This window comes from Hyphomicrobium facile (assembly GCF_900116175.1).
GTDB lineage: Bacteria > Pseudomonadota > Alphaproteobacteria > Rhizobiales > Hyphomicrobiaceae > Hyphomicrobium_B > Hyphomicrobium_B facile.
This window is the reverse complement of sequence record NZ_FPCH01000003.1, coordinates 737,595-762,614: the sequence shown is the minus strand read 5'-3', so window position 1 is coordinate 762,614 and position 25,020 is coordinate 737,595. Positions and strand designations below refer to the sequence as shown.

The following is a 25,020-nucleotide window of genomic DNA, read 5'->3' as shown; positions in this document are numbered from 1 at the left end:
CATGGCTAAGCGCGATTATTATGAAATTCTCGGCGTCAAGCGGAGCGCCACCGATATTGAGCTTAAATCCTCCTATCGTACCCTCGCAAAGGAATGTCACCCCGACCGGAACGCGGGCGACAAGGAAGCGGAGCGCCGTTTCAAGGAGCTGAATGAGGCTTACGAAGCCCTGAAGGATCCTCAGAAACGCGCCGCCTACGACCAATTCGGCCATGCGGCGTTCGAAGGAGGCATGGGAGGCCGCGGAGGCCCGGGCTTTGGTCCCGACTTCGCTTCCTCGATGTCAGACATCTTCGACGATCTGTTCGGCGAGTTCATGGGCGGCCGGCGAGGCCAGGGCGGCGGCGGCCGGTCGCGAACAGGCCGGGAAGCCGGCGCCGACCTTCGCTACAACCTCGAAATCACCCTCGCAGAAGCCTACGCCGGCAAGACCGCGCAAATCCGCGTCCCAGCAAGCGTCAAATGCGAAACGTGCTCAGGCGCGGGCGCTAAGCCCGGAACGAAAGCCAAAACCTGCACGACCTGCGGCGGCATGGGTAAAGTCCGCGCCAGCCAGGGCTTCTTCACGATCGAGCGCACCTGCCCCCACTGTCAGGGCCGCGGCGAGATGATCGACGACCCCTGCGCCGATTGCGGCGGATCGGGCCGCGTTCAGAAAGAACGCACGCTATCGGTGAACATTCCGGCAGGCGTCGAGGATGGCACGCGCATCCGCCTCGCGGGTGAAGGCGAAGCCGGCCTCAGAGGCGGCGCGCCAGGCGATCTTTATATCTTCCTGTCGATCAAGCCCCACGAGTTCTTCCAGCGCGATGGCGCCGACATTTTCTGCAAGGTGCCGATCGCGATGACAACCGCCGCGCTCGGAGGCCAGATCGATGTGCCGACGCTCGAAGGCACCACGACGCGCGTCAAGATCCCGGAAGGTACCGAAAGCCGCAAGCAGTTCCGCCTGCGCGGCAAGGGCATGCCCGTGCTCCGCTCGAAGGTCTCCGGCGACATGTACATCGAGGTCGATGTCGAGACGCCGAAGAACCTCACGCGCAAACAGCGCGAACTACTCGAGGAATTCGAGCGCGCGAGTCACAAGGAAACGAGCCCCGAGAGCGCGGGCTTCTTCTCGCGGGTTAAGGAATTCTTCGAAGGCAAGAGTGGCTGATCGATTGTCCGGAAGCGCCGGCGAGGCCGCCGGCCGATCCTTGCCAAAGGTTTGAAAGCCGCTAGGGTCCAGCCTCAGAAACCTCTCTTGTGACCCCTGACGCGCGAATCCCATGACAGCCGCCAACTCATCTGATCCGCGTCTGCTTTTCTTCGCGGGCAGCGCCCGTCAGGGCTCGTTCAACAAGCGGTTGGCGAAGCTCGGCGCCATGATTGCCGATGCCAACAGCATCCCCTCGACGTTCGCCGACCTCGCCGACTATCCGATGCCGATCTATCACGGCGATCTTGAAGCGGAAGAAGGCCAGCCCGAGAACGCTCACAAGCTCAAGAATTTGATGAAGGCCCATACCGGCATTTTCATCGTCAGCCCCGAGTACAACGCCTCGTTCTCGCCGCTCCTCAAGAACACCATCGACTGGATCAGCCACATCCGCGACGACGGAGAAGCGCCGCTCGAAGTCTTCCGGACACGCGTCTTCGCGCTTGCGTCGGCTTCGGGAGGCGGTCTCGGCGGCCTTCGCGGTCTCATCCAAATCCGCGCCGTGCTCGAACTCGGGACCGGAGCCCTGGTGCTCCCTGAACAGTTCGCCCTGCCCCGGGCGCGCGAAGCCTTCGACGACAACGGCCACTTGAAGAACAAGGACCAGACCGAACAGCTGAAGTCGGTCATCCAGAAACTCGCACGCGCCGCCCGCGTGCTTCACGGCTGAGCAGAAAAATGATCGATCGCGCCACCCGGGACAAACTTATCGTCGCTCTCGACCTGCCGACCTATGACGAGGCGCGCGCCCTGGTCGATCGCCTCGGTGACACCGTCAGTTTCTACAAGATCGGGCTTGAGCTTCTGTTCGCCGACGGACTGGCGCTGGCTCAGGAATTGAAGCGTGAAGGCAAGCGCGTCTTTCTCGACCTGAAGTTTCTCGACATCGGCAATACGGTCGAGCACGCCGTCGCCGCCGCGGCGAAGCTCGGCGTCGATTTCATCACGGTGCACGGACACGATACGAAGACGATGACGGCGGCCGTCCGCGGACGTGGGGCCTCGGATCTGAAGCTGCTCGCCGTCACCGTGCTGACGAACCTCGATCAATCCGACCTCGACGAGCAGGGCATCGCGGCAACGCCGGGCGGCTTGGTCGTCGGACGTGCACGCATGGCGGAGAACGCGGGCTTCGACGGTGTGATCGCCTCAGGGCAGGAAGCCGCCGCCGTCCGCGCCGAAACTGGTCCGAAGTTCCTGATCGTCACCCCGGGCATTCGGCTGCCGGGCGCCGAGACCGGCGATCAGAGCCGTATCACCACGCCCGAAGAAGCGCTTCGTTTTGGCGCCAACCACCTCGTCGTCGGCCGTCCGATCAACGCCGCGCGCGACCCGAAGGCGGCTGCCGACACGTTCCTCGCGCATATCGCCGGGGCTTAAGCATCTCGCCTAATTCTTCTGGCCTATCATGGCCTTGCCACAGCATCGCCCATCTCTGACCACGCCGAGCCCATACTCCGGGTTTACCCAGCCTTAACCGTCCAGGGGATTAGCTGAGGCGGCCCACGGGTAAGAGTAGGCGGGGTTTTTTAAAGCGTGATGCGTTGGCGTTGGCATTTGACCAAGCAAGCCCTGTTGCTTGCCGCAATGGTCGTTGTCGCCGGATCGGCCGCGATGCAGAGCCATGCGCGCGCCGATGAAGTTGCAGCCGAGAAGCCGCTGCCCTCGGCAATTGAAGCCGCCCTCATCATGAAAGAGATCGTGCCGGAAGCGCCGGTCTATATCCGCGTCTTCAAGGAGGAATCGGAACTCGAGGTGTGGAAGGCCCGCCCGAACGGCCGCTATGCCCTCGTCAAAACATTCCCCGTCTGCAACTGGGGCGGCACGCTCGGACCCAAACGCGTGATGGGCGATAGCATGTCGCCCGAAGGCTTCTACCGCGTAACGCCTGAAGGGCTGAAGCCGGACAGCAAATACCATCTCGCTTTCAACATCGGCTATCCGAACGCCCTCGATCGCGCGCTCGGCCGCACCGGCAACTACATCATGGTGCACGGCGATTGCCGAAGCGTCGGCTGCTTCGCGATGTCCGACAAATACATCGAAGAAATCTATGCGTTCGTGCGCGATGCGTTGAACGCGGGCGAACCCAGCATTCCGATCCATGTTTTCCCGTTCCGCATGACGGCCGAAAACATGAAGCGCCATGCCGGAAACGAGGCGCGGGACACTTGGAAGCCTCTACGGGAAGCCTTCGACGATTTCGCGCGAACCCGTGAACCGCCAAAGATTGGAATGTGCGGCAAGCGCTACGTCGTCAATGCCCTGACGCCCGTCGGCAACGATCCCTATGCCGACTGCCCGGCTGTCATTGGGAAGCGCATTGCGCCGCTGTCGCCGCGGTCGTCAAAGCGTCTCGTCAAAGCCGATCCGCGCCTCGAAGCCCAAGGCCCCAAACTGAAGTCGGCCGAGGCAAGCTTCGGCTGGACATCACCGATCTCGGGCGCGATGTTCGCGTGGGGTACCGGCGGCAACACCCCGAGCACGCGGCCCGGCAAACCCTCCCAAAACGAAAGCGACGCGGCGCTCGGCGCCTTACAGCCCATCGTGAAGCGCTGACGGCTTCGGCTTCGCCGCCCGGCTCCCGATCTCCGGCCCCCCATTCATGAGTCCAGTTGCCGAAACGGTGCCGCTCCGGCTATGGCTCCTCGCCAGACAACAGCGCCCGACTTCAAGGCCCCAAAACTTCTAGGAAAGAGATTGCAATGCCGAAGGGATACGTCATCGCCCACGCCACAATCACGAACCCCGAGAAATGGGCTGAGTACGTGGCGAAATCGAAAATCGCGCTCGAAAAGTATGAAGGCAAGCCGATCGCACGCGGCGGCAAGAGCGAAATCGTTGAAGGCAACGGAACGCCGCGCAACGTCATCCTCGAGTTTCCGAGCTACGAGCACGCCCGCAGCTATGCGACGTCGCCCGAATATGCGGAAGCGAAGGTGCTTCGCCAGGGCGCGGGCACGCTCGACATGACGATCGTCGAAGGCGTCTGATTACCGTCCGCGACCAGCTGCACTTGTCATCCCGGAGAAACATCCGGGATGACCTGAATCGTGAGATAACGCGCCATGCCTCACTTTCCCGCCAATGATGGACGGCCGGCATGGCAGGCACTCGTCCTGACATTGTTCCCGGAGATGTTTCCGGGACCGCTTGATGTCTCACTCCTCGGCCAAGCCCGTGCAGCGAACATCTGGTCCCTCGATACATTGCAGATCCGCGACTTCGGCCTCGGCCGTCACCGCCAGGTGGACGACACGCCCGCAGGCGGCGGGGCGGGCATGGTGCTGCGCGCCGACGTTCTCGGCCCCGCGCTCGATCATGCGAAATCCATCTCACCAGATGCCCCGCTCATCTATCTCTCGCCGCGCGGCACGCCACTGACGCAGAGTTTGGCGCGAGATCTTTCCGAAGGACCGGGCGTGACCTTGCTCGCCGGCCGCTTCGAAGGCATCGATCAACGCGTTATCGATGCCAGAGGCCTGAAGGAAATTTCGATCGGCGATTATGTGCTCGCAGGCGGCGAGCTGGCCGCGATGGTCCTCATCGAAGCCTGCGTCCGGCTTCTGCCCGGCGTCCTCGGCGCCGCCGAAAGCCTCGCGAGCGAAAGCTTCGAAACGGGCCTCCTCGAATACCCGCAATACACGAAACCGCGTGATTGGGAGGGCCTCTCCATCCCGGATATTCTCCTCTCGGGCGACCACAAGAAAGTTGCGGAGTGGCGTCGGCGCCAGAGCGAGCAGCTGACGGCCGGCCGTCGCCCCGATCTCTTGCGTACCACCCGAACCTCAAAGTGACATCGCAAGGCGCTTCGCCTTTGCATGGCCAGGATTTCTTGGGCAAATACGCGGGGAGAAGATTCGCGGCGGCCTCATGGCATATCGCGAATAGGGCTTCCGGCCACGTGCGCGTTGCCAATTGAGAGACGGGGATGAAGAGTTTCAAGAACCTTCTGCTTAGTCTGCCGCGCCGGACGATTCTCGGCGGAATGCTGATCGCCGGAACGCTGGTTGCATATCCGGCATTTGCAGAAGACGTTTCACCGCCCGCAGCCGCAGCACCGCCGTCGACCGCTGTTACCGAGCCTGCCGCCGCGTCCGAAGTCCAGACCCCGGAAGTGCACGACGACGCCGTTCTGATGGCCGTGCGCAGCAAACTCGCCGGCGGCCCGGCAGCGGAGGAAGACCGCGACCGCAAGGACCAAACCGCGCTCATCGATTTCTACGCGGCCCACCACGGAGAGGCGCTCTGGGTAACGGCGGCCGGCGTGAAGCCTGAAGCCAAGACGCTCGCGACCGAAATCGAGAATGGCTGGGCGTACGGCCTCGATCCGGCGAGGTTCAAGCTTCCGGCGCTCAACGAAGGTGCGCTGTCCGCAACCGACACGGACTCGCTCGCCGACGCCGAAATCGAATATTCGAAAGCGGCGCTTCTCTATGCTCGCGACGCGCGCGGCGGCCGCATTCCTGATCCCGCCGAAATGCTGACGACGAACTTCGACCGGCGTCCGCAATGGATCGAACCCAAGATCGTCATCGGAGCGCTCGCAGCGACGCGTGAGCCCGACGCCTACCTGCGCAGCCTTCAGCCGCAGCAGCCGCAATTCGAAAAACTGCGCCAAGTTTATCTGACGATGCTGCCCAAGGACGGCAAACCCGGGAAGCTGAGCCCCGACGCCAAGCGCATCCGCACCAACATGGAGATGTGGCGCTGGATGTGGACCAACATGGGCGATTTCTACGTCCTGAATAACATCCCCGAGTACATGCAGTACGTCTACAAGGACGGCGAAATCATCCGCTCGGAGAAGATCGTCGTCGGTCTCCTCGACAAGCAGACGACGATATTCTCGCGTCCCTTGAAATACGTCGTACTGCGCCCGGCGTGGCGCGTCCCCGAAAGCATCATGGTCAACGAGCTTTGGCCGAACCTCATCCGCGGCGGCGGCATGATGCGCCAGTACGGTCTGCAGATCGTGACCAAAGATGGCCAGCGCCCCGTCGACTACCGCAGCATCAACTGGGCAACGACCGACATCCGCAACTATGACGTGGTGCAGCCGCCCGGCCCGAAGAGCGTGCTCGGCCGCGTCAAGTTCTCGTTCCCAAGTCAGCACACGATCTACATGCACGACACGCCCGACAAGTGGATGTTCAAACCGGCGCAGCGAACGCTGAGCCACGGCTGTCTGCGGGTCTGGAAGCCGATGCAGTTGGCAGAGCTCATCCTCAATGAAGACAAGGGCTGGGACGCCGACAAGATCGCTGAGCTCGACCGGTCGGGCCCGCTCAACAACGAGATCCCGATCACGAAGGAAATACCGATCCACCTCGTCTATTTCACGGCGTGGGTTGGCGAAGACGGCAAGCTGAAAACCTTCCGCGACGTCTACGGTCACGAGAAGCGCGTTACGCAAGCGCTCGATGGCCAATGGAACAAGATCAACAAGGGCCGCAATCACTTGGCGCCCGTGGAGCCTTCATTCGACCCGTCCGCCGTCGCAGCTCGTAGCCAGAACCTCGAAAACGATTACGGTCCGAACGGCCCGACTTCCAAGACGAAGAAGAGCGCAACCGTCGGCGACATGATCGGCAACGCCTTGGGCCTCAGCTTCTAAGACCGTCTGGCGAAACGAACGTCCGATCACGCACAATCGATCCAGCAAACCATTGCCCGGGCTGTGCAAATGGCGCGTCGGCAGCGGCCGGGAACTTATGACGTACACGCACTAAACCGTGGATAACTTTCCCTCGTAATGGGACTCGCCAGACCTGACGTGGTCAGTTGCCTGTGCAAGAAAGTCGTTCCTCAATTTGAGAGAAAGTGAGTATCGACATGGCACAGAATGAGAAAACATCTGCACGCGTGAGTGCGATTGCCTCCAGGGCTCTGCAGAACCCTCAGTCGCTGAATGCCGACGAAATTAAAGAGCTCGCCGCATCTGTTCTGACACAATCTTCAGATCATCAGAAATCGCAGCAAAACGCTCAGAACCAACAAAATCAGTCGAACCCACAGTCGCAAAGTCAGCAGAAGCGTTAGGTCTGCTTTCGTCTTCCGTCAGCCTTTCGATCGAAAGGACGCAGCGGGTGGGTATCGTCATGATCCCGCTCGCTTGCGCTTTTTCAGGGTGCTCGAGGTCGCCGACGTTCTGGCAGACGACCTTGACGTCCGCCGTATCCTTGACGAGCCAACCGACGCTCGCGACTTCCACTGGCTGCACATCGGGCAGTGTCGAGAGATAGCGCCACTGGCCGCACGGCTGCCTGCTGTCGAGCCACCTGATAATGACGAGCGGACATTCGGCCATTCCGCGCCTCCGAGTGTGATTCGACGCGAATCATAACAGAGTCAGACGCTTTTCGGCCGCTGCCCAGAAGCGACGCTCGGTGCAGTGTGGCAATCCAACCAAGCAGTCGGCCGCTCCGCTGCTTGAACCCCGAAAATCAGCGTCGCGCTGACGCAGGAGGAGGTGATTTCTGAGATGGACATGGACGCCGCTCGACCGTTGAGATGAGTTGGATTACCATCTCCGTAATCGCACCGGCCGAACGCGGAGGCCTTGAACCTTTGACGCAGCCGCGCTGAGGGCCGCGATATGGGCTTGGGCCCACTCGACAAAACCAGCCTCTTCCGCTATCACGCGGCCAACAACAATTCCCTCAAACGGGTTGCCCTTAAGGGCTGCACGACCGGCTCGGGTCCTGATGGACGCCAAGTCGATCCTCTGCGTCATCAAAAAACGAAATGGAATCAATAAGATGAACATTATCCAACAGCTCGAGCGCGAGCAGATGGACGCCGTCCTCGCGAAGCGTGGCGTCCCGGAATTCGGTCCTGGTGATACCGTCAAGGTGATGGTCAAGGTTGTCGAGACCGTCGATGACCCCAAGGACAAGAAGAAGAAAGGCGCCGTCAAAGAAGCGACGGTCCGTTTTCAGGCATACGAAGGCGTCGTGATCGCGCGTTCGGGCGCCGGCATCAACGAGAACTTCACCGTCCGCAAGATTTCCTACGGCGAAGGCGTTGAACGCGTATTCCCGGTCTATTCGCCCTACATCGGCGAGATCGAAGTCGTGCGCCGTGGCAAGGTCCGCCGCGCCAAGCTTTATTACCTCCGCGGCCGCCGCGGCAAAGCCGCCCGTATTTTCGAACGTACGGACGCACGCGCTCGCCGCCTGAACGCTGCCTGGAAGGGCTTCAAGAAGCCGAAGGGCGAGGCCGAGGATCTGACGCAGATCAAGGGCATCGATATCGACCTGCAGAACCGCCTGAAGCAGCTCAACTGCTACAAGGTGGAGCAGATCGCCAACCTTTCGGACGAAGATATCGCCAACATCGACGAGACCTTGAACCTCAAGGGCGCGATCGAGAAGCAGGACTGGGTTGGACAGGCACAGCGTCTTCTCGCTGAGCTGACGGCCGCTGAAGTCCCCGCTGAAGAAGCCAAGGCTTAACCCCAGCCTCGGCTGATGGTGGCTATCGAATTATAAGGCGCCGGGGAATTTCTCCGGCGCTTTTTGCATTAGAATTGCCGCCGGGTGTCACAAGGTATTTTGCCGGCGAACATTTCGCACTAAATATAGAAGCGTAAGCACCGTCCGACGTGGCGTGGAGTCATATGTCCAACATCGAAGTATCGAAAACGGCCAGCCGAGACGGCAAGATTCCGCTGCACGGCCCCGACGCGTTCGCCGCGATGCGCAAAGCTGGAAAGCTCGCAGCCGAAGCTCTCGATATGCTCGTTCCCATCGTCCAGCCGGGCGTCACGACCGCGACGATCGATGAGCTGGTGCTCTCCTTCGCGCTCGACCACGGCGCCATCCCCGCGACGCTCAATTATCGCGGCTATCGCTACGCCACGTGCACGTCGATCAATCACGTCGTCTGCCACGGCATGCCCAATGACAAGCCGCTGAAGGCGGGCGATATCGTCAACATCGACGTCACGCTGATCGTCGACGGCTGGCACGGCGACACGAGCCGCATGTATGCCATCGGCGATGTCTCGCGCCGCGCCGAGCGCCTGATGCATGTGACGTATGAATCCCTGATGCGCGGCATCGCCGTTGTGAAGCCGGGCAACACCACGGGAGACATCGGCGCTGCAATTCAGCGGTTCGCCGAAGGCGAACGCTGCAGCGTCGTCCGCGACTTCTGCGGACACGGCCTCGGCCGCGTTTTCCATGATCGCCCGAACATCCTGCATTACGGCGAGCCGGGCGAAGGCACCGTGCTTGAGCCTGGGATGCTCTTCACGATCGAACCAATGATCAACCTCGGCAAGCCGCACGTGAAAATTCTGGCGGACGGTTGGACCGCCGTAACGCGTGACCGCGAGCTTTCCGCGCAGTTCGAGCACACGGTCGGCGTAACCGAAACCGGCTGCGAGATTTTCACCGAAAGTCCCGCCGGATATCACTTCCCGCCCTACGGCGTTCGCGCCGCCGCTTGATGGAGTGATTGTCGATGTCGCGCTCCGATGGATTTCGCGACAAGACAAGCGCTGCCGAGCAATCGACCTTTTTTTCCGTCGCGCCCGAAGCCGAAGCGAAACGGCCTCCCGGCCAAAAGGTGGCCGACGACAAGGTGGGCCACCGCCGCCGCCTGCGCGAGCGCTTTGAGAACGGCGGCGCCGACGCCATACCTGACTACGAGCTTCTCGAAATGATCCTGTTCCGCGCCTTTCCGCGGATCGACACGAAGCCGATCGCCAAGCGGCTGATCGCGAAATTCGGCTCGTTTGCCGATGTGGTTTCGGCGCCCGCCAACCGGTTGAAGGAAGTCGAGGGCGTCGGCGATCGCGCCGTCGAAGAACTGAAGCTGATCAAGGCCGCGGCCGAGCGCATGACGCGAGGTCAGATCGCCACCCGGCCAGCGCTATCATCGTGGGACGGCGTGCTCGATTATCTGCGCCTTGTGCAGGGCTTCGAAACCCGCGAGCAATTCCGCATCCTTTTTCTCGACAAGAAGAACCAGCTCATCGCCGACGAAGTACAGGGACACGGCACGGTCGATCACACGCCTGTCTACGTGCGCGAGGTCGTGAAGCGCGCGCTCGAACTCTCCGCGAGCGCCATCATCCTCGTGCACAATCATCCCTCGGGCGATCCGACGCCGTCGCGCGCCGACATCGATATGACCAAGCAGATCATCGACGCGTCGCGGCCGCTCGGCGTCGCCGTGCACGATCACATCATCGTCGGCCGCAACGGTCACGCGAGCCTTAAGGCGCTGCGCCTGATTTGAAGTGGACGTGGGTTAGATCGAAGCCTGCTCCTCACCCGGACAAGAGTTCCCCTCCCCCTTGCGGGGAGGGGTTAGGGGTGGGGGTGTCCCGATGCGCCTTCGATTTCGGCAAATAACCCTAGCTCGTCAGAGCCCGAGGAACTTGAACGGCTTTGTCTCGACGAAGCTGTCATTGGCCGCGCCGGAATAGGTATTGCGCTGATCCGGCCCCAGATCCAGCTTGCGCACCTTTCCGGTTTCCTTCGAGAAATCGACCTTGCTGAAATCCACCCAGAACACATTCGGGGTCAGGGCCGAGTCGAAGAAATAGGTCAGGTTCTTCTGGTCAGCCACGGTGCGCCAGCGCGTGGAGGCAATGTTGGGTTGGTTTGGCGTGCTGATGCCGTAGGGCACCGAAGCGTTACGGATAACGCTGAAGACGCTGGCGGTCGCCTCGCGTGTATCCTCTGACTTCGGAATGGCGTTCACATAGAACGCCGCGCGGGCGAAGCGGTCAGCCGCGCGGTTCGTTCCCGGCAGCATCACCGTGCCGCCGATTTCCTTCCAGTATGCGTTGAGCGCCAACTGCTGTCTGAAAGATGGCGAGTTGGTCATGACTTGGAATTCGCGACCGTGGTGAATAATCTGCTTGCCGTCGAGGTATTCGATGATGGCGCTGTCGCCGCTTGCGTCCGAGATCGACAGATGCAGCGTGGCCAGACGGTCCTGCCCCGGCACCTTGTCGGTCACCAGGGTGAAGGGTTCGGACTGCAGATGCTTCACCGCCTCATCAACCGTCCCGAACTGGTCGAGCACATATTGCGCCCAGGCCGAAATCGCGAGCCCCGGCGTTTTGCCATCGTATTCCGGATACTGCGACTCTGCCAGCCACAGCACATTGGCGACGAGGCCCGCCTCGTTCATTCCATCGGTCGTCGAGATGTCATAGGCGGTTGCGATGACGCTGCCGTATTTCGCAGTCCACTTCACCGAATTCGGGCCCGCAGCGCCGTCACGTTCCATGCCGCGCGGCAGAATCCATAAGTTGGTGCCAATCTCTTCGCTCCAGTCCATGGACCGGGCCGTCATGTTCAGATTGTTGGCGCCAAGATAGACAAGGCGGGTGCAGGCGTCTGCGGCTGACGCAAAGGTCATGGCTCCGGCAAGGCCGCCCGCCATGCAGGCGTTGACAAGTGATGTCTTGATTTTCTTCATGACATGTCCTGATCGGATATGGAAAACGTGGGACTGCGGCCAGTTTATCGAGCGGCGCCGTTCATGATCATATCGTCGTTGGCCGCAATGGTTACGCGAGTCTTAAGGTCCTGCGCCTGATCTAGGCTGGATCGTCTCAAGCCCCACCCGCTTTGTCGATCGCACTGTCGTAACGCGTATCTCGCATCGTCCAATAGACGCAGAGCGAGACGGCGATGCACCCCGACACATACCAGTAGAAGTAGTGCTCATTTCCCAACTGCTTCAGCCATAGCGCAACCCATTCCGCCGTGCCGCCGAAAACGGCAACCGTGATCGCGTAGGGCAAGCCGACGCCCAGCGCCCGAACGGATGTCGGAAACAGCTCCGCTTTAACGACCGCGTTGATGGCCGTGTAGCACGAGACGATCGCGAGCCCCGCCATCACCAGAGCGAATGCCTGCAATGGCTCATTCACCGATTGCAATGTGGTGAGGATCGGCACGGTGCAAAGCGATCCAAGCACGCCGAAGGTGATCAGCACAGGACGACGGCCGATGACATCCGACAGCGCACCGACGATCGGCTGCAGCAGCATGTAGATCAACAGCGCCGACGCGGAGATCATCGTCGCCGTGTCCTTCGAGAAACCGGACGTGTTGACGAGGAATTTCTGCATGTAGGTCGTGAAAGTGTAGAACGCCAGCGTGCCGCCAAGCGTCAGCCCGACGACGATCGCGACTTCCTTCGGATGCCTCATCAGAGCCGCTATCGAGCCCTCATGCGACTTCGCGCGCCGGAAGGATTCCGTCTCGACGAGATCGCGGCGCATCACGAACGCGATGACGGCGAGAAGCGCTCCGATGGCGAACGGAATGCGCCAGCCCCACGCTTCGAGCTCAGCCGGCGTCAGCACAAACCTTTGCAGCACGATCAGCACCGACATGGCAGCCAGCTGCCCGCCGATCAGCGTCACATACTGAAAGCTCGAATAGAACCCGCGACGCTCGGATGTCGCCATTTCCGAAAGATAAGTGGCGCTGGTTCCGTATTCCCCGCCGAGACTGAGCCCCTGAATCATGCGCGAGAGAAGCAGAATGATCGGCGCCGCGACACCGATGGTTGCATAGACCGGCGTCACCGCGATGAGAGCCGAACCGAAGCACATCAGCAGCACCGATGTCGTCAGAGCCACACGGCGTCCATGCCGGTCGGCCATGCGGCCGAAAAACCAAGCCCCGATCGGGCGCATCAGAAAGCCGACTGCGAAGATCGCCGCAGTGTTCAAAAGCTGCGCGGTCTGATTGCCCTCGGGGAAGAACGCTTTGGCGAAATAGAGCGAAAAAGCCGTGTAAACGTAGAAATCGTACCACTCGACCAGATTGCCCGACGAACCGATCAGAATGGCCTTTATCCGCTGAGGCATGCTCAGCGCCGGCGTGGCCTTTATGTCTTGCACGCGCCTTTTCCCTCCGCATTTTTCGACGAATCTAGCACGTGCCGCGCCTGAGTGCCGCAGTTCTGCTCGTAACGGGGACGCCATCCCCAGCGACATTGACGATTGGTAGATGGCCCCCCTAATTAGCAACCCTGACCGCACGGCAAGCGTGCCGGAGATTTGAGAGCATGACGAAAAAACCGCATCACGCTAAGGTGATAGTCCTGGGCTCGGGTCCCGCCGGATATACGGCTGCAGTTTACGCCGCCCGCGCCATGCTCGCGCCGACCCTCATCCAAGGTTCGCAGCCCGGCGGTCAGCTGACCATCACGACCGACGTCGAGAACTATCCGGGCTTCGCCGATCCGATCCAGGGTCCGTGGCTGATGGAGCAGATGCAGGCACAGGCCGAGCACGTCGGCACGAACATCGTGATGGACCACATCAACAAGGTCGAACTTCGCACGCGCCCCATCCGGCTCGAAGGCGATAGCGGCGACACCTACACGTGCGACGCGCTCATCATCGCGACGGGCGCCCAGGCGCGTTGGCTCGGGCTGCATTCCGAAGAGCACTTCAAAGGCCACGGCGTATCGGCCTGCGCGACGTGCGATGGCTTCTTCTACAAAGGCAAGGAAGTCGTGGTTGTCGGCGGCGGCAACACGGCCGTCGAGGAAGCGATCTTTCTTACAAACTTCGCCAGCAAGGTGACGCTCGTCCATCGCCGCGATTTCCTGCGCGCAGAAAAAATTCTGCAAGAGCGGCTGTTCAAGAACCCGAAGGTCGATGTCATCTGGGATAGCGTCGTCGAAGAAATCGTCGGCACGCATTCGCCGAAATCGGTGACGGGCATCGTCCTCAAAAATCTCAAGACCGGCGTGACGTCGGAACTGCCGGTCGACGGTGTTTTCACCGCGATCGGCCACGCGCCTGCGACCGAACTGTTTAAAGGGCAGCTTGAGATGACCCCTTCGGGCTACCTGATCACAGCACCGGACTCGACCGCGACGGCAATTCCCGGCGTGTTCGCCGCGGGCGACGTCAAGGACGAGGTCTTCCGCCAGGCCGTGACTGCCGCCGGTATGGGTTGCATGGCCGCGCTCGAGGCTGAGCGCTATCTGGCGCAAGTCGAAGACCAGGCCGACGCCGCCGAATAGGCTCCGGGCGCCGTTTGAAACGCCAAAAAGCGCGACAAGACGGCACTCGGCCAACACGTCCAGTTGCTATTCTGCCATGCACGGGTTGCATTGCGTCCAGTGCATAGCTAAATGCTATGGCCCATCAACTGCATTCGCAGGCTTCCAGAATGGATTGGGATAAGCTTCGCATCTTCCATGCGGCCGCTGAGGCTGGCAGTTTCACCCATGCGGGTGAACAGCTCCACATGAGCCAATCGGCCGTCAGCCGGCAGATTTCCGCGCTCGAAGCGAACCTTCGCGTCACGCTGTTCCATCGCCATGCGCGCGGCCTCGTGCTGACCGAGCAGGGCGAGCTTCTGAACCGGACGGTCGCAGAGGTCTTTGCAAAGCTCCAGACGGCCGAGACGCTGCTGTCCGATTCCACGACGAAGCCGTCCGGCGACCTCCGGATCACGGCGCCGATCGGCTTCGGCACGATCTGGTTGACGCCGCGCCTTCGCGAGTTCGGCGAACTCTATCCCGAAATCCGCGTCGAACTGATCCTCAACGACGATCAGGTCGATATCGGCATGCGTGCCGCCGATGCAGCGATCTGGACCCGCGAACCCGAGCAGGCCGACCTCATCCGGCGGCCCCTGTTCGAAAGCCGCGTCCGCGCCTTCGCATCCGCGCAATACATCCGCAAGCACGGCGCCCCCAAAAGCCTGGCTGATCTCGATCAGCACCGCATCATCGGCTACACGGGGCCGTCAGCCCAGCATCTCGACGCAATGTCCTGGATCGAGACGGCGGGCCGCAACGGCTCGGGCACGCGGGACGCCGCCCTCCGGGTCAACAGCGTCGTGGCGATCAAATACGCGATCCGGGCTGGCATCGGCGTCGGAATGATCCCCGATTACCTGACCGAGGAGCAGACCGACCTCGTGCCGGTGCTGACCGAAATCGAGCAGCCCTCGCTGAATATGGTCTTCGCCTACCCGGAAGAGCTCAAATCCTCGAAAAAGGTCCAGCTTTTGCGGGACTTCCTGGTCTCGAAAGTCTCGAAAAACAGGAACACCTGACGTTAATCGCGATGGTCTAATTCGCGATCCGGCTGGCGCTACGGAGCCCCTCTCAGCTTATCGCACCTGCGACGAGCACTGATTTGCGGAAACCGGCGCTAGACGCTATTTAACCGGCTCATCCTCATCCGCCGTTCTCCAAAGGCTCAACGAAGTCATGGCAAAAACGCTGTACGATAAAATCTTCGAAGATCACGTAGTTGAACAGTCGCCAGACGGAACGAGCCTCCTTTATATCGACCGCCACCTCGTCCACGAAGTCACGAGCCCGCAGGCCTTCGAGGGCCTCCGCATGGCCGGCCGCAAGGTTCGCGCTCCGGAAAAGACGCTCGCCGTCGTCGATCACAACGTCCCGACCACTGACCGCTCCAAAGGCATCGCCGACGAGCAAAGCCGCGTCCAGGTCGAGACCTTGGCGGCAAACGCCCGCGACTTCGGGATCCAGTACTTCAACGAACTCGACAAGCGTCAGGGCATCGTTCACGTCGTCGGCCCCGAGCAGGGCTTCACCCTTCCCGGCACCACGATCGTCTGCGGCGACAGCCACACCTCGACGCATGGCGCGTTCGGCGCATTGGCCCACGGCATCGGCACGTCCGAGGTCGAGCACGTGCTCGCCACCCAGACGCTGATCCAGAAAAAGGCCAAGAACATGCGGGTGACGGTCGACGGCGTCGCCCCGCACGGCGTCGGCGCCAAGGACATCACCTTGGCGATCATCGGCGAGATCGGCACCGCTGGCGGCACCGGCTCCGTCATCGAGTACGCGGGCGAAGCCATTCGCGCGCTCTCGATGGAAGGCCGGATGACGGTCTGCAACATGTCGATCGAAGGCGGCGCCCGCGCCGGCATGATCGCGCCCGACGAGAAAACCTTCGCTTTCCTCAAGGATCGTCCCAAGGCCCCCAAAGGCGCGGCCTGGGACATGGCGATGAAATACTGGGAAACGCTGCGCACGGATGAAGGCGCGCACTTCGATCGCGAAGTTCGCCTCGACGCCGCCAAGCTGCCGCCGATCGTTTCCTGGGGCACGAGTCCCGAGGACGTGACCTCGGTCGCTTCCTCCGTTCCCAATCCCGCCGACGTGCAGGATGAGAACAAGCGCAACTCGATGCAGCGCGCGCTCGAATACATGGGTCTGACGCCCGGCACGAAGATGACCGACATCCCGCTCGATGTCGTGTGGATCGGAAGCTGCACGAACGGCCGCATCGAAGACTTGCGGGCCGTGGCCAAGATCGTCGACGGCAAGAAGATCTCGTCGCGCCTTGCCTACGCGATGATCGTTCCGGGCTCGGGTCTCGTCAAAGAACAGGCGGAAGCCGAAGGCCTCGACAAGATCTTCAAGGATGCCGGATTCGAGTGGCGCGAACCGGGCTGCTCGATGTGCCTCGGTATGAACCCGGATCAGCTGAAGCCGGGCCAGCGTTGCGCCTCGACGTCGAACCGCAACTTCGAAGGCCGCCAGGGCTACAAGGGCCGCACGCACCTCGTCTCACCGATCATGGCGGCAGCTGCAGCGCTCGAAGGCCACTTCGTCGACGTGAGAAACTGGCAGTAAAGAAATTGGCAGGCCAAACGGCCTGCCATCATTTACGCCGATCCGATTTCAGTCCGCACCGTTACGCCGGAACGGCGACCTTGTCGTCGTCGTCCCGAACGGCCGAAGCAGCAAGCGCGGGTTGAATAGCAACACGCATGCTGGCGACCTCTTCCGGCGTGATCTTGAAGAAGCGGTTCTGCAGCTTCTGGCGTGTCTCAGCCTGCTTCAGGCTTCCGCCCAACAGCGTGATCTTGAAATCGCCCGGCGGATAGAGAGCGGGCTCGCCGATCGGCTGGAAGCCGAGCATATATTTGTAGAACTTCACCCAATCGGGCCGCGTCGCAATCAGCAGCATCGAAACCTCTGCTGCTTGCGCCGCCGTCAGAGCCGCGCGCACGAGGAAAGCATAGAGCGTCGTCCGGTACGATGTGTTGCTGACACCCGGCTCGATCGAAAGGCGCGAGACTTCGACCAGTGCGCCATCGACCTTGCTCTTCACTTCCTTCAGCGCGGGATAGTACGGCCCGCACGGAAGCGATGAAACCGTCTGCCACGGATGATTGAAGCAAAGCCTCACGCTGCCGACGAGGCGGCCCTGATCGTAGGCGCCGAGCAGTACCGTGGTGGGAAGCGCATCGAACCTGTCGGTATATTTCCCGTTGTCGCTCGAGACATCGTAGCCGATCGCCTGATAGGCGCGCAGCCGAAGCGCCGTCGCATCGCTGACATCGCTTTCCTTCGACAACACCCTGAGCTCGAAACTTTGCGCGTCGCCATGCCAAGATCCCTCATCGGGCGGCAGAGTGTCTTGCCGGGGACGAAACGACAGCGGTGTCGACATGTATGGAATTCTCAGAATTGGCGGGCAGTGAGCTATACGAATAGAAAGTTCGCGGAGAGATAGTAGTCTTGTAGCCGACGACAACGCGGCATTTGTTCTTTTGTTGCATTAAGATTTACTAGTTACCCTGCGGACACAAAACGTTTTCGACACCGATGCAGAGGTGCCACGTGACCAAGGATTCGGATGCCGTCGTCCGCTCGAAGTTTGGGCCCGCCGCGGCCGACTACGCGACGTCCGAGGTGCATGCGAAAGGCGAAAGCCTCGCTCGCATCGTCGAGCTTGTGGCGCCGCAAAAAACTTGGGTAGCCCTCGATGTTGCGACGGGCGCGGGGCATACGGCGGCCGTCTTCGCGCCCCATGTCGCGACCGTCATCGCGAGCGACATCACCGATGAGATGCTGAAAGAAGCAGCGAAACTCGCGACAGCGCGCGGGCTCGCCAACATGTCGACGGCGACGGCGTCTGCCAGCGCGTTACCATTCCCGAATGAAAGCTTCGATCTCGTCTGCTGCCGCTTGGCGGCACATCACTTCCCGGATCTCGAAAAGTTCGTCGCCGAGGTTCGCCGCGTTTTGAAAAAGGGCGGCCGCTTCGCCCTCGTCGACAACGTCGCGCCCGACCAGGAGCGACTCCCCGGCGCGAGCGTCAGCGACATCGACGAGACGATCCGCACCTACAATGCTTTCGAGAAATTGCGTGATCCGAGCCACGGTTTCGCGCCGCCGCCCGAACACTGGTGTGATCTACTTCGTGCCGCCGGCTTCGAGATTGTGGCGCACGAGCAGATGGAAAAAGAATTGGCGTTCGAACCGTGGGTCGAACGCATGCGCTGCACGCCCGCGGTCATTGCAGATCTGAAACGTATTTTGGACTCGGGCCCGGGGCACCTGCGCTCGTTTCTGAAGCCGCGGCTCGACGAGAACGGTGCCTTGCATTTCACGCTGCAAGAGCTGCTGCTTGTGACCGATCGGACAGATCCAACCGAATAGCCTTCCTATTTGGTCCAACCAGACCTATCTCCTGCACTCAACCCCGGGAGTGCGCCGCAATGTCGACCGATTGGATTCACGCAACGCCGCCAACGCTGGCTGATTTCGAAACGCTCGCACAGGTGGCATGGAATTCGCTGCCGTCCGAGTTCCGCTCGATGGCCGGCGATGTCGTGATTCGCATCGAGGACTTGGCGTCCGACGATCTGCTCGACGAAATGGACATCGACGATCCGTTCGAGCTGACCGGCCTTTACCACGGCGTGAGCCTTGATCGGCAGGGCGCGACGCCCGAAACCCGCGAACCGGACATGGTTATTCTCTACCGCCGCGCCATCCTCGACGAATGGGCCTCCGGCGACGAAGAGCTTGGCCATCTCGTCGCCCATGTGCTGATCCACGAGATTGGTCATCATTTCGGCTTTTCCGACGACGACATGGAGCAGATCGAGGAGCGGGTCTCAGACTGAGCCCGTGGCCGGAAGTCACACCGGCTTAACTCCCTTTGTGTCACAAGATACCGCAGCTTGAGCCGAGAGAAATTTCGGGCCATGTTGTAGTGGCAGGCCGAGCTGGCAGGCGGGGCTCTTCTGAAAGCATGGACGAATGAGAGTGCGACGATTCATTCACGGATTCGTCTTGAGTGTAACTTCGGTGTTGTCGGTAGCAGTCGCATGCGCCCCCGTCGCGTATGCCCAAGACACCACCACGCCCATACGCGATGGCATCCCCACGCCCGAGCAATACATCTCGACCGTCGGTGGTGACAGCCACCTCGTCGCACCCGGCGAATTCAAGCTCGACGGCCGTACGCAATACTGCGGCCAGCGGCCGACCGTAATCGACAACAAGCTCGACGATTACGGCGCTGCCTATCCGGGCTTTCTCATCATGAACCCCAAATTGCTCGATCGCGTCTCGACGCCGGTCAAGCAATGGATCTATGCGCACGAGTGCGGCCACCAGTTCCGCGGACCCGATGAGGAAACGGCGGACTGTTTCGCCGTCCAGCGCGGCCGCCGCCAGGGATGGCTGAAGCCTGACGGTCTCGAAGAGATCTGCACCTTCATCACCCCCGCAAAGGGCGACAGCATGCATTTCTCGGGCTCCTATCGCTGCGAATACATGCGCAAGTGCTACGAAGACCCGAATATCCGCTAGCAGCTTAGGCTGCAATCGTGCCTAGCGACCGCACCAAACTCCGTCATCCCGGCGAAGACCGGGATCCATCCAGGCCGATGTCTGGTGGGATCCCCGCCTGCGCGGGGATGACGTTGGTGTTTGGATAACGCCAATCAGCCGGATAATCTTATCCCCGCCCTCTCCCGGCCCCTTAAAATCGCAGATCCGCCTTCCTGAGGATCTGCAATGCGGCTTGCCGAATATACCCAGCGCCTTTCCGAGCTTGCTCGTACCGTTAACCGTTGGTTAGCGCTGGCGGCACGGCTCGACGTCCTTCGGCGCGAGAAGGTCGCACTTTACGCCGAGGAAGTGGCCGCGACCCTCGCCCGGGCGGCCGCGAACCTTGCGACATTGGAAGTTTACCCAAACGACCGCCCCGCGCTACTTTCCGCCACCCGTGAACTCGGACGCATCGCCGGCTACGTTGAGACGATTGTGGCGACGCTTGAAGATCATCTTGACGGGCGTAAGCGCGCTGGCGTTAAACGACGCCTAGAACATTTGCAGCCCTTCGATCTCGAGGCCGCCATCCGGGAGTTCGGTGCTTTCCGGCACGCCCGGCGTCTCGCCTCGGCCGAAGGCTATTTCCGGGCGCTTGCGGATACGTTGCGCGCCTGACACCCGGAGACTTGAGCGGAGACCTACGTAAGCATGGACAAATTCACGGTTCTGACCGGCGTCGCGGCACCCCTGCCGATCCGCAACGTCGATACCGACATGATCATCCCGAAGCAGTTCTTGAAAACGATCAAGCGCACGGGCCTCGGCAAGTCGCTCTTCTACGAAATGCGCTACGATCCCGCGACCGGTAATGAAATTCCGGATTTCGTCCTGAACAAACCGCAGTACCGCGACGCTACGATCCTCGTCGCCGGCGATAACTTCGGCTGCGGTTCATCGCGCGAGCACGCACCCTGGGCATTATTGGATTTTGGCATCCGCTGCGTTATCGCGACGGACTTCGCCGACATCTTCTACAACAACTGCTTCCAGAACGGGATTCTGCCGATCAAGCTCCCGCAGAGCGACGTCGACAAGCTGATGGACGACGCCAACCGCGGCGCCAACGCGAAGATCACCGTCGATCTCGAGAAGCAGGAGATCACCGGTCCCGACGGCGGCGTCATCAAGTTTGAGATCGATCCGTTCCGCAAGCATTGCCTCTTGAACGGCCTCGATAACATCGGCCTGACGCTCGAAAAGGGTAAGCAGATCTCGTCGTTCGAAACGTCGACCGCCTCAACGCGCCCCTGGCTCTGAACTGAGGAACAACCGAGATGGCCAAAACCGTCCACATGATGATCCGCGTACTCGACGAGGCGCGCTCGGTGAGATTCTATGAGGCATGCTTCGGCCTTAAGGTTGAAGACCGCAAGGAATGGCCCGACTTCACGCTCATCTACATGAAAAACCTCGAGACCGATTTCGAGGTTGAGCTGACCGTCAACAAAGGCCGCACCGAGCCCTACAATCTGGGCGACGGCTACGGCCATCTCGCGTTCGTCACGGGCGATCTCGAAGCGGACCACAAGCGGATCGCGGCCGCCGGCTATCAGCCGAAAGACATCAAGACGATGAACTTTGAAGGCAAACCCTTCGGCACGTTCTTCTTTGTCGAAGATCCGGATGGCTACAAGATCGAGGTTCTTCAGCGCGGCGGACGCTTCCAATAACCGGGGGTCTCGACGATCATGGCCGATGACGACTTCAAGTTCGACGCGGCCATGATGGGGCGCCTCGCAGGCGCGCTGTCTTTCGTCGTTGGCGCCGATCATGCGGCAACGAAAGCCCTGAAGGCCGCGTCCGAGACGGGCGCAGAAAAAGACATCAAGGCCGCGCGCACGCAATTCCTGCGGCTGAAACCCGGCGATCGCCGCGCCGCTCTGACGATGCTGAACGACTAGAGCCGCTGATCGCGCATGCCCCTCACTCTTGAGCATGCGCTGCTACCCATCGTCTTCGCGATCGTCGCCGCGCTCTACGCATCGGTCGGACAGGCAGGCGGCACCGGCTACATCGCGATCATGGGCCTCGCGGGCTTCGGCCCCGAGGTCATCAAACCCACCGCCCTCGCGCTGAACGTCATCGTCGCCGCCATCGGCTGCGTGAGATTTGCCCGCGCAGGCCTGCTGACGTGGCGAAGCTTCTATCCCTTCGCCATCCTCGGCGCGCCGTTCTCGGTTCTTGGCGGCATCAGCGACTTGCCGCACGGCCTCTACCAACCCGTCGTTGGAATATTGCTGCTCGTCGCGAGCGCGTTGATGATCCGCTCCGCCGGGCGCGCGGAAGAGATCGATCGCGCCGCCGCCGTAACGCCGCCCTTCTGGCCGTCCCTCGTGGCGGGCGCCATCGTCGGATACGTCTCCGGACTGACAGGCGTCGGCGGCGGAATATTTCTCTCGCCTCTCGTGCTCGCGCTCGGCTGGATCGGCACGCGACAGGCCGCAGGCGTTTCCGCGGTCTTCAATCTCTTGAACTCCGCCGCAGCGCTCGCCGCAATTTGGACGGTGATCCCCGCAATGCCCGAACCGCTGCCCTGGTGGATGCTCGCGGTCGGAATAGGCGGACTGCTCGGCTCCGGGCTCGGCATCCAATTCCTGCAGCCGAAGGCATTGCGCTACATTCTCGCCGGCCTTCTTCTGGCCGCGGGCGTCAGAATGGTCTTCGCGTAACGTGACGAGTTCTAGAACCGCGACCCGCGCGTCGCGACGAGTGCGCCGGAGAGCGCATCGGCAAAATGGCGCCGCTCATCATCCGTCAGGAATTGTCCGAACAGGACGTCCTTGCCTTGCGCCACGAGATGCAGCGACGTCCGTCCGTCAGGCCGGTCGATCGTGCAGCGAACGCGCGCCCAATAGGGATTGAAATCGAACTCCTCGCGCTTCCCCGATGGATGCACGCGCGTCAGCTTCAAAAGCTCCGGCGACAGCGTCACCGTCTCGTAAAGGCGGCCCGAGCGGTAGTTGAGCTTGAACGCCCAATAGATCAGCGCCACGTCGAGCCCGAAAAATCCGAAGACGGGCCACGCCCCCATAAGGAAGAAGACCATGCCGACGATGAAACTGACGAGGCTGATCAGCACCATCATGATCACGAAACCGCTTGGCGGCAGCGACCGGTGCGGATGAAGCACAAACCGCGCCTCTTTCGAGGATTGATTTTCGGACCGATTATCGATCATTTCGCAACGACTGCCCGTCGTACGTCTCTCGTGTGATTTTCCCAAGGGCGCTGCGCATCAACGAAACGGAGTTCTGATGGCCAAAGCGTCCTCTGATATAAGATCAGCAAGGATCCGAAGTTCCGATTCAAAAGGCAAGCCCAGAAAATCGGCAGCTCGATCGGGAACGATTGTCGCAAATAAAAGCAGGAAGAAAAGCGCCAAGCCTGGCCTCTTGAGCGAAGCGGAGATTCGCGAGGTTTTCCGGCGTTTTCATGCCGCAAACCCCGAACCCAAGGGCGAGCTTGAGCATATCAATCCGTACACGCTCTTGGTCGCAGTCGTCCTTTCCGCGCAGGCGACCGATGCCGGCGTCAACAAAGCGACGCGCGCGCTGTTCAAAGCCGCCGACACGCCGGAGAAGATGCTGGCATTGGGCGAGGAGAAGGTTCGCGACTACATAAAAACAATCGGCCTTTATCGCGCCAAGGCGAAGAACGTCATCGGGCTCTCGCAACGGCTCGTCGACGATTTCGGCGGCGAGGTTCCGGCCCACAGCGACATCTTGGAATCGTTACCCGGCGTCGGCCGCAAGACCGCGAACGTCGTGATGAACATCGCGTTTCAACACCCGACGATCGCCGTCGACACACACGTCTTTCGCGTCGCCAATCGCATCGGCTTGTCGCACGGAACGACGCCGCTCGCCGTCGAAGAAGATCTGCTGCGCGTCGTGCCGCCCGAATATCTGATGCACGCGCACCATTGGCTGATCCTGCACGGTCGCTACGTTTGCAAAGCCCGCAAACCCGAATGCTGGCGCTGCATCGTCAACGACCTTTGCCTCTTCCCGGACAAAACGCCCGCACCCTGAGCAAGGTTGTCATCCCGGGCGAGCCCACTTGCGAGACCCGGGACCCATGTTCGAATAACCCAGCGGCCCTGGTTCCCGGCTCTTCGCTGCGCTCCGGCCGGGATGACAAGGGTAGAGCGGGCGCGGTCGTGTTCGGTATCGCCACACCCACCGTCATGCCGACGGAGGTCGGCACCCAGACAAGCATCAACAGGTACGGTGGATACTGTGGGCTCCGAGCGCACCGCCACTTACTTCTCCCCTCCCCCTTGCGGGGAGGGGTCGGGGGTGGGGGCTTCAAACGTCAGTCGCGCCGCATCGCGAGCCCGGCTTTCGCCATGTAGTCTTTCGCCTCGGGGATTGAGTACGTGCCGAAGTGGAAGATCGACGCCGCGAGCACCGCGCTGGCATGACCTTTTTCGACGCCATCGACCAAATGCTGCAGCGTGCCGACGCCGCCCGATGCGATGACGGGAATGGTAACGGCATCCGCGATCGCCCGCGTCAGCGCTACGTCGAAACCGGCCTTCGTGCCGTCGCGATCCATTGACGTGAGAAGAATTTCGCCCGCCCCCAATTCGGCGACCTCTCGCGCATAGGCAACCGCGTCCAGCCCCGTCGCCTTACGGCCGCCGTGCGTGAAGATCTCCCAGCGCGGTGTCTCCCCCTCGGCAGAAACCTTCTTCGCGTCGATCGCGACGACGATGCACTGCGCGCCGAACTTCTCGCTCGCTTCCTTGACGAAGGCACGATTGTCGACTGCCGCCGTATTGATCGAAACCTTGTCCGCGCCCGCCTCGAGCAGTTTGCGGATATCCTCGACCGTGCGGACCCCGCCGCCGACCGTCAGCGGCATGAAGCACCGGTTAGCGGTGCGCTCGACGACGTCGAAAATCGTCTCGCGGTTCTCGTGGCTCGCCGTGATGTCGAGAAAACAGAGTTCATCCGCGCCGGCTGCATCGTAAGCCGCCGCCGCCTCGACCGGATCTCCGGCATCGATGAGGTCGACGAAATTAACCCCTTTGACGACGCGGCCGTCCTTGACGTCGAGGCATGGAATGATGCGGATTTTCAGCATATTGGGAAAGTTTTCTTCCTGCTGTTAGCGCCGCCAAGTATCACGGAGCGTGAGACGGCGTCGAGAATTTTAACCGAACCGCCTGGAACTTTGGATTGATCTCGTAGTTAAGC

The 25,020-nt window shown here is 61.3% G+C and carries 28 protein-coding genes; 22 read left to right on the top strand and 6 right to left on the bottom strand.

The genetic code is table 11. The annotated features are described in order from the left end of the window. Position 1: 1 nt before the first annotated feature. The 7 genes from dnaJ to BM399_RS16680 all read left to right on the top strand — a co-directional run bounded on the left by dnaJ (position 2) and on the right by BM399_RS16680 (position 6,815). Positions 2 to 1,156: a molecular chaperone DnaJ gene (dnaJ, locus tag BM399_RS16710; protein ID WP_092868858.1), complete on the top strand. Its 1,155-nt coding sequence runs from the start codon at positions 2 to 4 to the stop codon at positions 1,154 to 1,156. A 112-nt stretch (positions 1,157 to 1,268) separates the two neighbouring features. Next, a complete protein-coding gene (locus BM399_RS16705; protein ID WP_092868857.1) occupies positions 1,269 to 1,868 on the top strand; it encodes an NADPH-dependent FMN reductase in 600 nt (199 codons plus the stop codon). A gap of 8 nt (positions 1,869 to 1,876) precedes the next feature. Continuing rightward, positions 1,877 to 2,578 (top strand): orotidine-5'-phosphate decarboxylase, encoded by a 702-nt coding sequence (gene pyrF, locus BM399_RS16700; protein ID WP_092868856.1) that lies wholly within the window; start codon positions 1,877 to 1,879, stop codon positions 2,576 to 2,578. Positions 2,579 to 2,755: 177 nt separating this feature from the next. Beyond that, positions 2,756 to 3,757, top strand: a complete 1,002-nt coding sequence (locus BM399_RS16695) for a L,D-transpeptidase family protein (RefSeq protein WP_244531315.1) — start codon at positions 2,756 to 2,758, stop codon at positions 3,755 to 3,757. Positions 3,758 to 3,903: 146 nt separating this feature from the next. Then, the gene (locus BM399_RS16690; protein WP_092868854.1) at positions 3,904 to 4,191 is read left to right on the top strand and encodes a DUF1330 domain-containing protein; all 288 of its coding nucleotides are present in this window, start codon (positions 3,904 to 3,906) and stop codon (positions 4,189 to 4,191) included. A 75-nt stretch (positions 4,192 to 4,266) separates the two neighbouring features. Next, a complete protein-coding gene (gene trmD, locus BM399_RS16685) occupies positions 4,267 to 4,995 on the top strand; it encodes a tRNA (guanosine(37)-N1)-methyltransferase TrmD (protein WP_092868853.1) in 729 nt (242 codons plus the stop codon). Between the two features lie 134 nt (positions 4,996 to 5,129). Further along, positions 5,130 to 6,815 (top strand): L,D-transpeptidase scaffold domain-containing protein, encoded by a 1,686-nt coding sequence (locus tag BM399_RS16680; protein ID WP_092868852.1) that lies wholly within the window; start codon positions 5,130 to 5,132, stop codon positions 6,813 to 6,815. Positions 6,816 to 7,121: 306 nt separating this feature from the next. Here BM399_RS16680 and BM399_RS16675 read toward each other — a convergent pair whose 3' ends face one another. Further along, complete coding sequence (locus tag BM399_RS16675) at positions 7,122 to 7,508, bottom strand: hypothetical protein (protein ID WP_092868851.1); 387 nt, start codon at positions 7,506 to 7,508, stop codon at positions 7,122 to 7,124. Between the two features lie 451 nt (positions 7,509 to 7,959). Between BM399_RS16675 and rplS the strand changes: the two genes are divergently transcribed. The 3 genes from rplS (at position 7,960) to radC (ending at position 10,447) form a co-directional block, all read left to right on the top strand. After that, positions 7,960 to 8,655 (top strand): 50S ribosomal protein L19, encoded by a 696-nt coding sequence (gene rplS / locus BM399_RS16670; protein ID WP_092869169.1) that lies wholly within the window; start codon positions 7,960 to 7,962, stop codon positions 8,653 to 8,655. 164 nt (positions 8,656 to 8,819) lie between these two features. After that, positions 8,820 to 9,653: a type I methionyl aminopeptidase gene (map, locus tag BM399_RS16665; RefSeq protein WP_092869168.1), complete on the top strand. Its 834-nt coding sequence runs from the start codon at positions 8,820 to 8,822 to the stop codon at positions 9,651 to 9,653. 14 nt (positions 9,654 to 9,667) lie between these two features. Then, positions 9,668 to 10,447 carry a RadC family protein gene (gene radC, locus BM399_RS16660; RefSeq protein ID WP_092868850.1) on the top strand — a complete coding sequence of 260 codons (780 nt, stop codon included), beginning with the start codon at positions 9,668 to 9,670 and terminating at the stop codon, positions 10,445 to 10,447. Between the two features lie 126 nt (positions 10,448 to 10,573). On the opposite strand, the gene BM399_RS16655 is transcribed toward radC, so the two are convergent. Further along, positions 10,574 to 11,605: a linear amide C-N hydrolase gene (locus tag BM399_RS16655; RefSeq protein ID WP_244531347.1), complete on the bottom strand. Its 1,032-nt coding sequence runs from the start codon at positions 11,603 to 11,605 to the stop codon at positions 10,574 to 10,576. 172 nt (positions 11,606 to 11,777) lie between these two features. Then, positions 11,778 to 13,046, bottom strand: a complete 1,269-nt coding sequence (locus tag BM399_RS16650; protein WP_092869167.1) for an MFS transporter — start codon at positions 13,044 to 13,046, stop codon at positions 11,778 to 11,780. Between the two features lie 200 nt (positions 13,047 to 13,246). Here BM399_RS16650 and trxB point away from each other — a divergent pair, with 200 nt between their 5' ends. The 3 genes from trxB (at position 13,247) to leuC (ending at position 16,819) form a co-directional block, all read left to right on the top strand. After that, a complete protein-coding gene (trxB, locus tag BM399_RS16645; protein WP_092868848.1) occupies positions 13,247 to 14,215 on the top strand; it encodes a thioredoxin-disulfide reductase in 969 nt (322 codons plus the stop codon). A 149-nt stretch (positions 14,216 to 14,364) separates the two neighbouring features. Continuing rightward, entirely contained in the window at positions 14,365 to 15,258 is an 894-nt protein-coding gene (locus BM399_RS16640) for a LysR family transcriptional regulator (RefSeq protein WP_092869166.1), read from the top strand. Between the two features lie 157 nt (positions 15,259 to 15,415). After that, positions 15,416 to 16,819: a 3-isopropylmalate dehydratase large subunit gene (gene leuC, locus BM399_RS16635; protein ID WP_092868847.1), complete on the top strand. Its 1,404-nt coding sequence runs from the start codon at positions 15,416 to 15,418 to the stop codon at positions 16,817 to 16,819. 61 nt (positions 16,820 to 16,880) lie between these two features. Here the strand turns inward: leuC and BM399_RS16630 are convergent, their stop codons facing one another. Continuing rightward, entirely contained in the window at positions 16,881 to 17,642 is a 762-nt protein-coding gene (locus BM399_RS16630) for an N-acyl amino acid synthase FeeM domain-containing protein (protein WP_092868846.1), read from the bottom strand. 170 nt (positions 17,643 to 17,812) lie between these two features. On the opposite strand from BM399_RS16630, the gene BM399_RS16625 reads away from it, so the two are divergent. The 8 genes from BM399_RS16625 to BM399_RS16590 all read left to right on the top strand — a co-directional run bounded on the left by BM399_RS16625 (position 17,813) and on the right by BM399_RS16590 (position 22,488). After that, the gene (locus BM399_RS16625; RefSeq protein ID WP_092868845.1) at positions 17,813 to 18,634 is read left to right on the top strand and encodes a class I SAM-dependent methyltransferase; all 822 of its coding nucleotides are present in this window, start codon (positions 17,813 to 17,815) and stop codon (positions 18,632 to 18,634) included. Positions 18,635 to 18,756: 122 nt separating this feature from the next. After that, positions 18,757 to 19,104 carry a metallopeptidase family protein gene (locus tag BM399_RS16620; protein WP_342028754.1) on the top strand — a complete coding sequence of 116 codons (348 nt, stop codon included), beginning with the start codon at positions 18,757 to 18,759 and terminating at the stop codon, positions 19,102 to 19,104. 169 nt (positions 19,105 to 19,273) lie between these two features. Continuing rightward, positions 19,274 to 19,795 carry a hypothetical protein gene (locus BM399_RS16615; protein WP_244531314.1) on the top strand — a complete coding sequence of 174 codons (522 nt, stop codon included), beginning with the start codon at positions 19,274 to 19,276 and terminating at the stop codon, positions 19,793 to 19,795. A 207-nt stretch (positions 19,796 to 20,002) separates the two neighbouring features. Beyond that, complete coding sequence (locus BM399_RS16610) at positions 20,003 to 20,434, top strand: hypothetical protein (RefSeq protein ID WP_092868842.1); 432 nt, start codon at positions 20,003 to 20,005, stop codon at positions 20,432 to 20,434. A gap of 33 nt (positions 20,435 to 20,467) precedes the next feature. Continuing rightward, on the top strand, positions 20,468 to 21,076 hold the full coding sequence (leuD, locus tag BM399_RS16605) for a 3-isopropylmalate dehydratase small subunit (protein WP_092868841.1): 609 nt from the start codon (positions 20,468 to 20,470) through the stop codon (positions 21,074 to 21,076). Positions 21,077 to 21,093: 17 nt separating this feature from the next. After that, a complete protein-coding gene (locus BM399_RS16600) occupies positions 21,094 to 21,489 on the top strand; it encodes a VOC family protein (RefSeq protein WP_092868840.1) in 396 nt (131 codons plus the stop codon). Positions 21,490 to 21,507: 18 nt separating this feature from the next. Next, a complete protein-coding gene (locus BM399_RS16595; RefSeq protein WP_092868839.1) occupies positions 21,508 to 21,720 on the top strand; it encodes a hypothetical protein in 213 nt (70 codons plus the stop codon). Positions 21,721 to 21,735: 15 nt separating this feature from the next. Continuing rightward, on the top strand, positions 21,736 to 22,488 hold the full coding sequence (locus tag BM399_RS16590; protein ID WP_092868838.1) for a sulfite exporter TauE/SafE family protein: 753 nt from the start codon (positions 21,736 to 21,738) through the stop codon (positions 22,486 to 22,488). Between the two features lie 11 nt (positions 22,489 to 22,499). On the opposite strand, the gene BM399_RS16585 is transcribed toward BM399_RS16590, so the two are convergent. Further along, positions 22,500 to 22,997: a DUF2244 domain-containing protein gene (locus BM399_RS16585; protein ID WP_092868837.1), complete on the bottom strand. Its 498-nt coding sequence runs from the start codon at positions 22,995 to 22,997 to the stop codon at positions 22,500 to 22,502. A 76-nt stretch (positions 22,998 to 23,073) separates the two neighbouring features. On the opposite strand from BM399_RS16585, the gene nth reads away from it, so the two are divergent. Further along, the gene (gene nth / locus BM399_RS16580; protein ID WP_092868836.1) at positions 23,074 to 23,850 is read left to right on the top strand and encodes an endonuclease III; all 777 of its coding nucleotides are present in this window, start codon (positions 23,074 to 23,076) and stop codon (positions 23,848 to 23,850) included. Between the two features lie 283 nt (positions 23,851 to 24,133). On the opposite strand, the gene hisF is transcribed toward nth, so the two are convergent. Then, positions 24,134 to 24,907: an imidazole glycerol phosphate synthase subunit HisF gene (hisF, locus tag BM399_RS16575; protein WP_092868835.1), complete on the bottom strand. Its 774-nt coding sequence runs from the start codon at positions 24,905 to 24,907 to the stop codon at positions 24,134 to 24,136. Between the last annotated feature and the right edge of the window lie 113 nt (positions 24,908 to 25,020).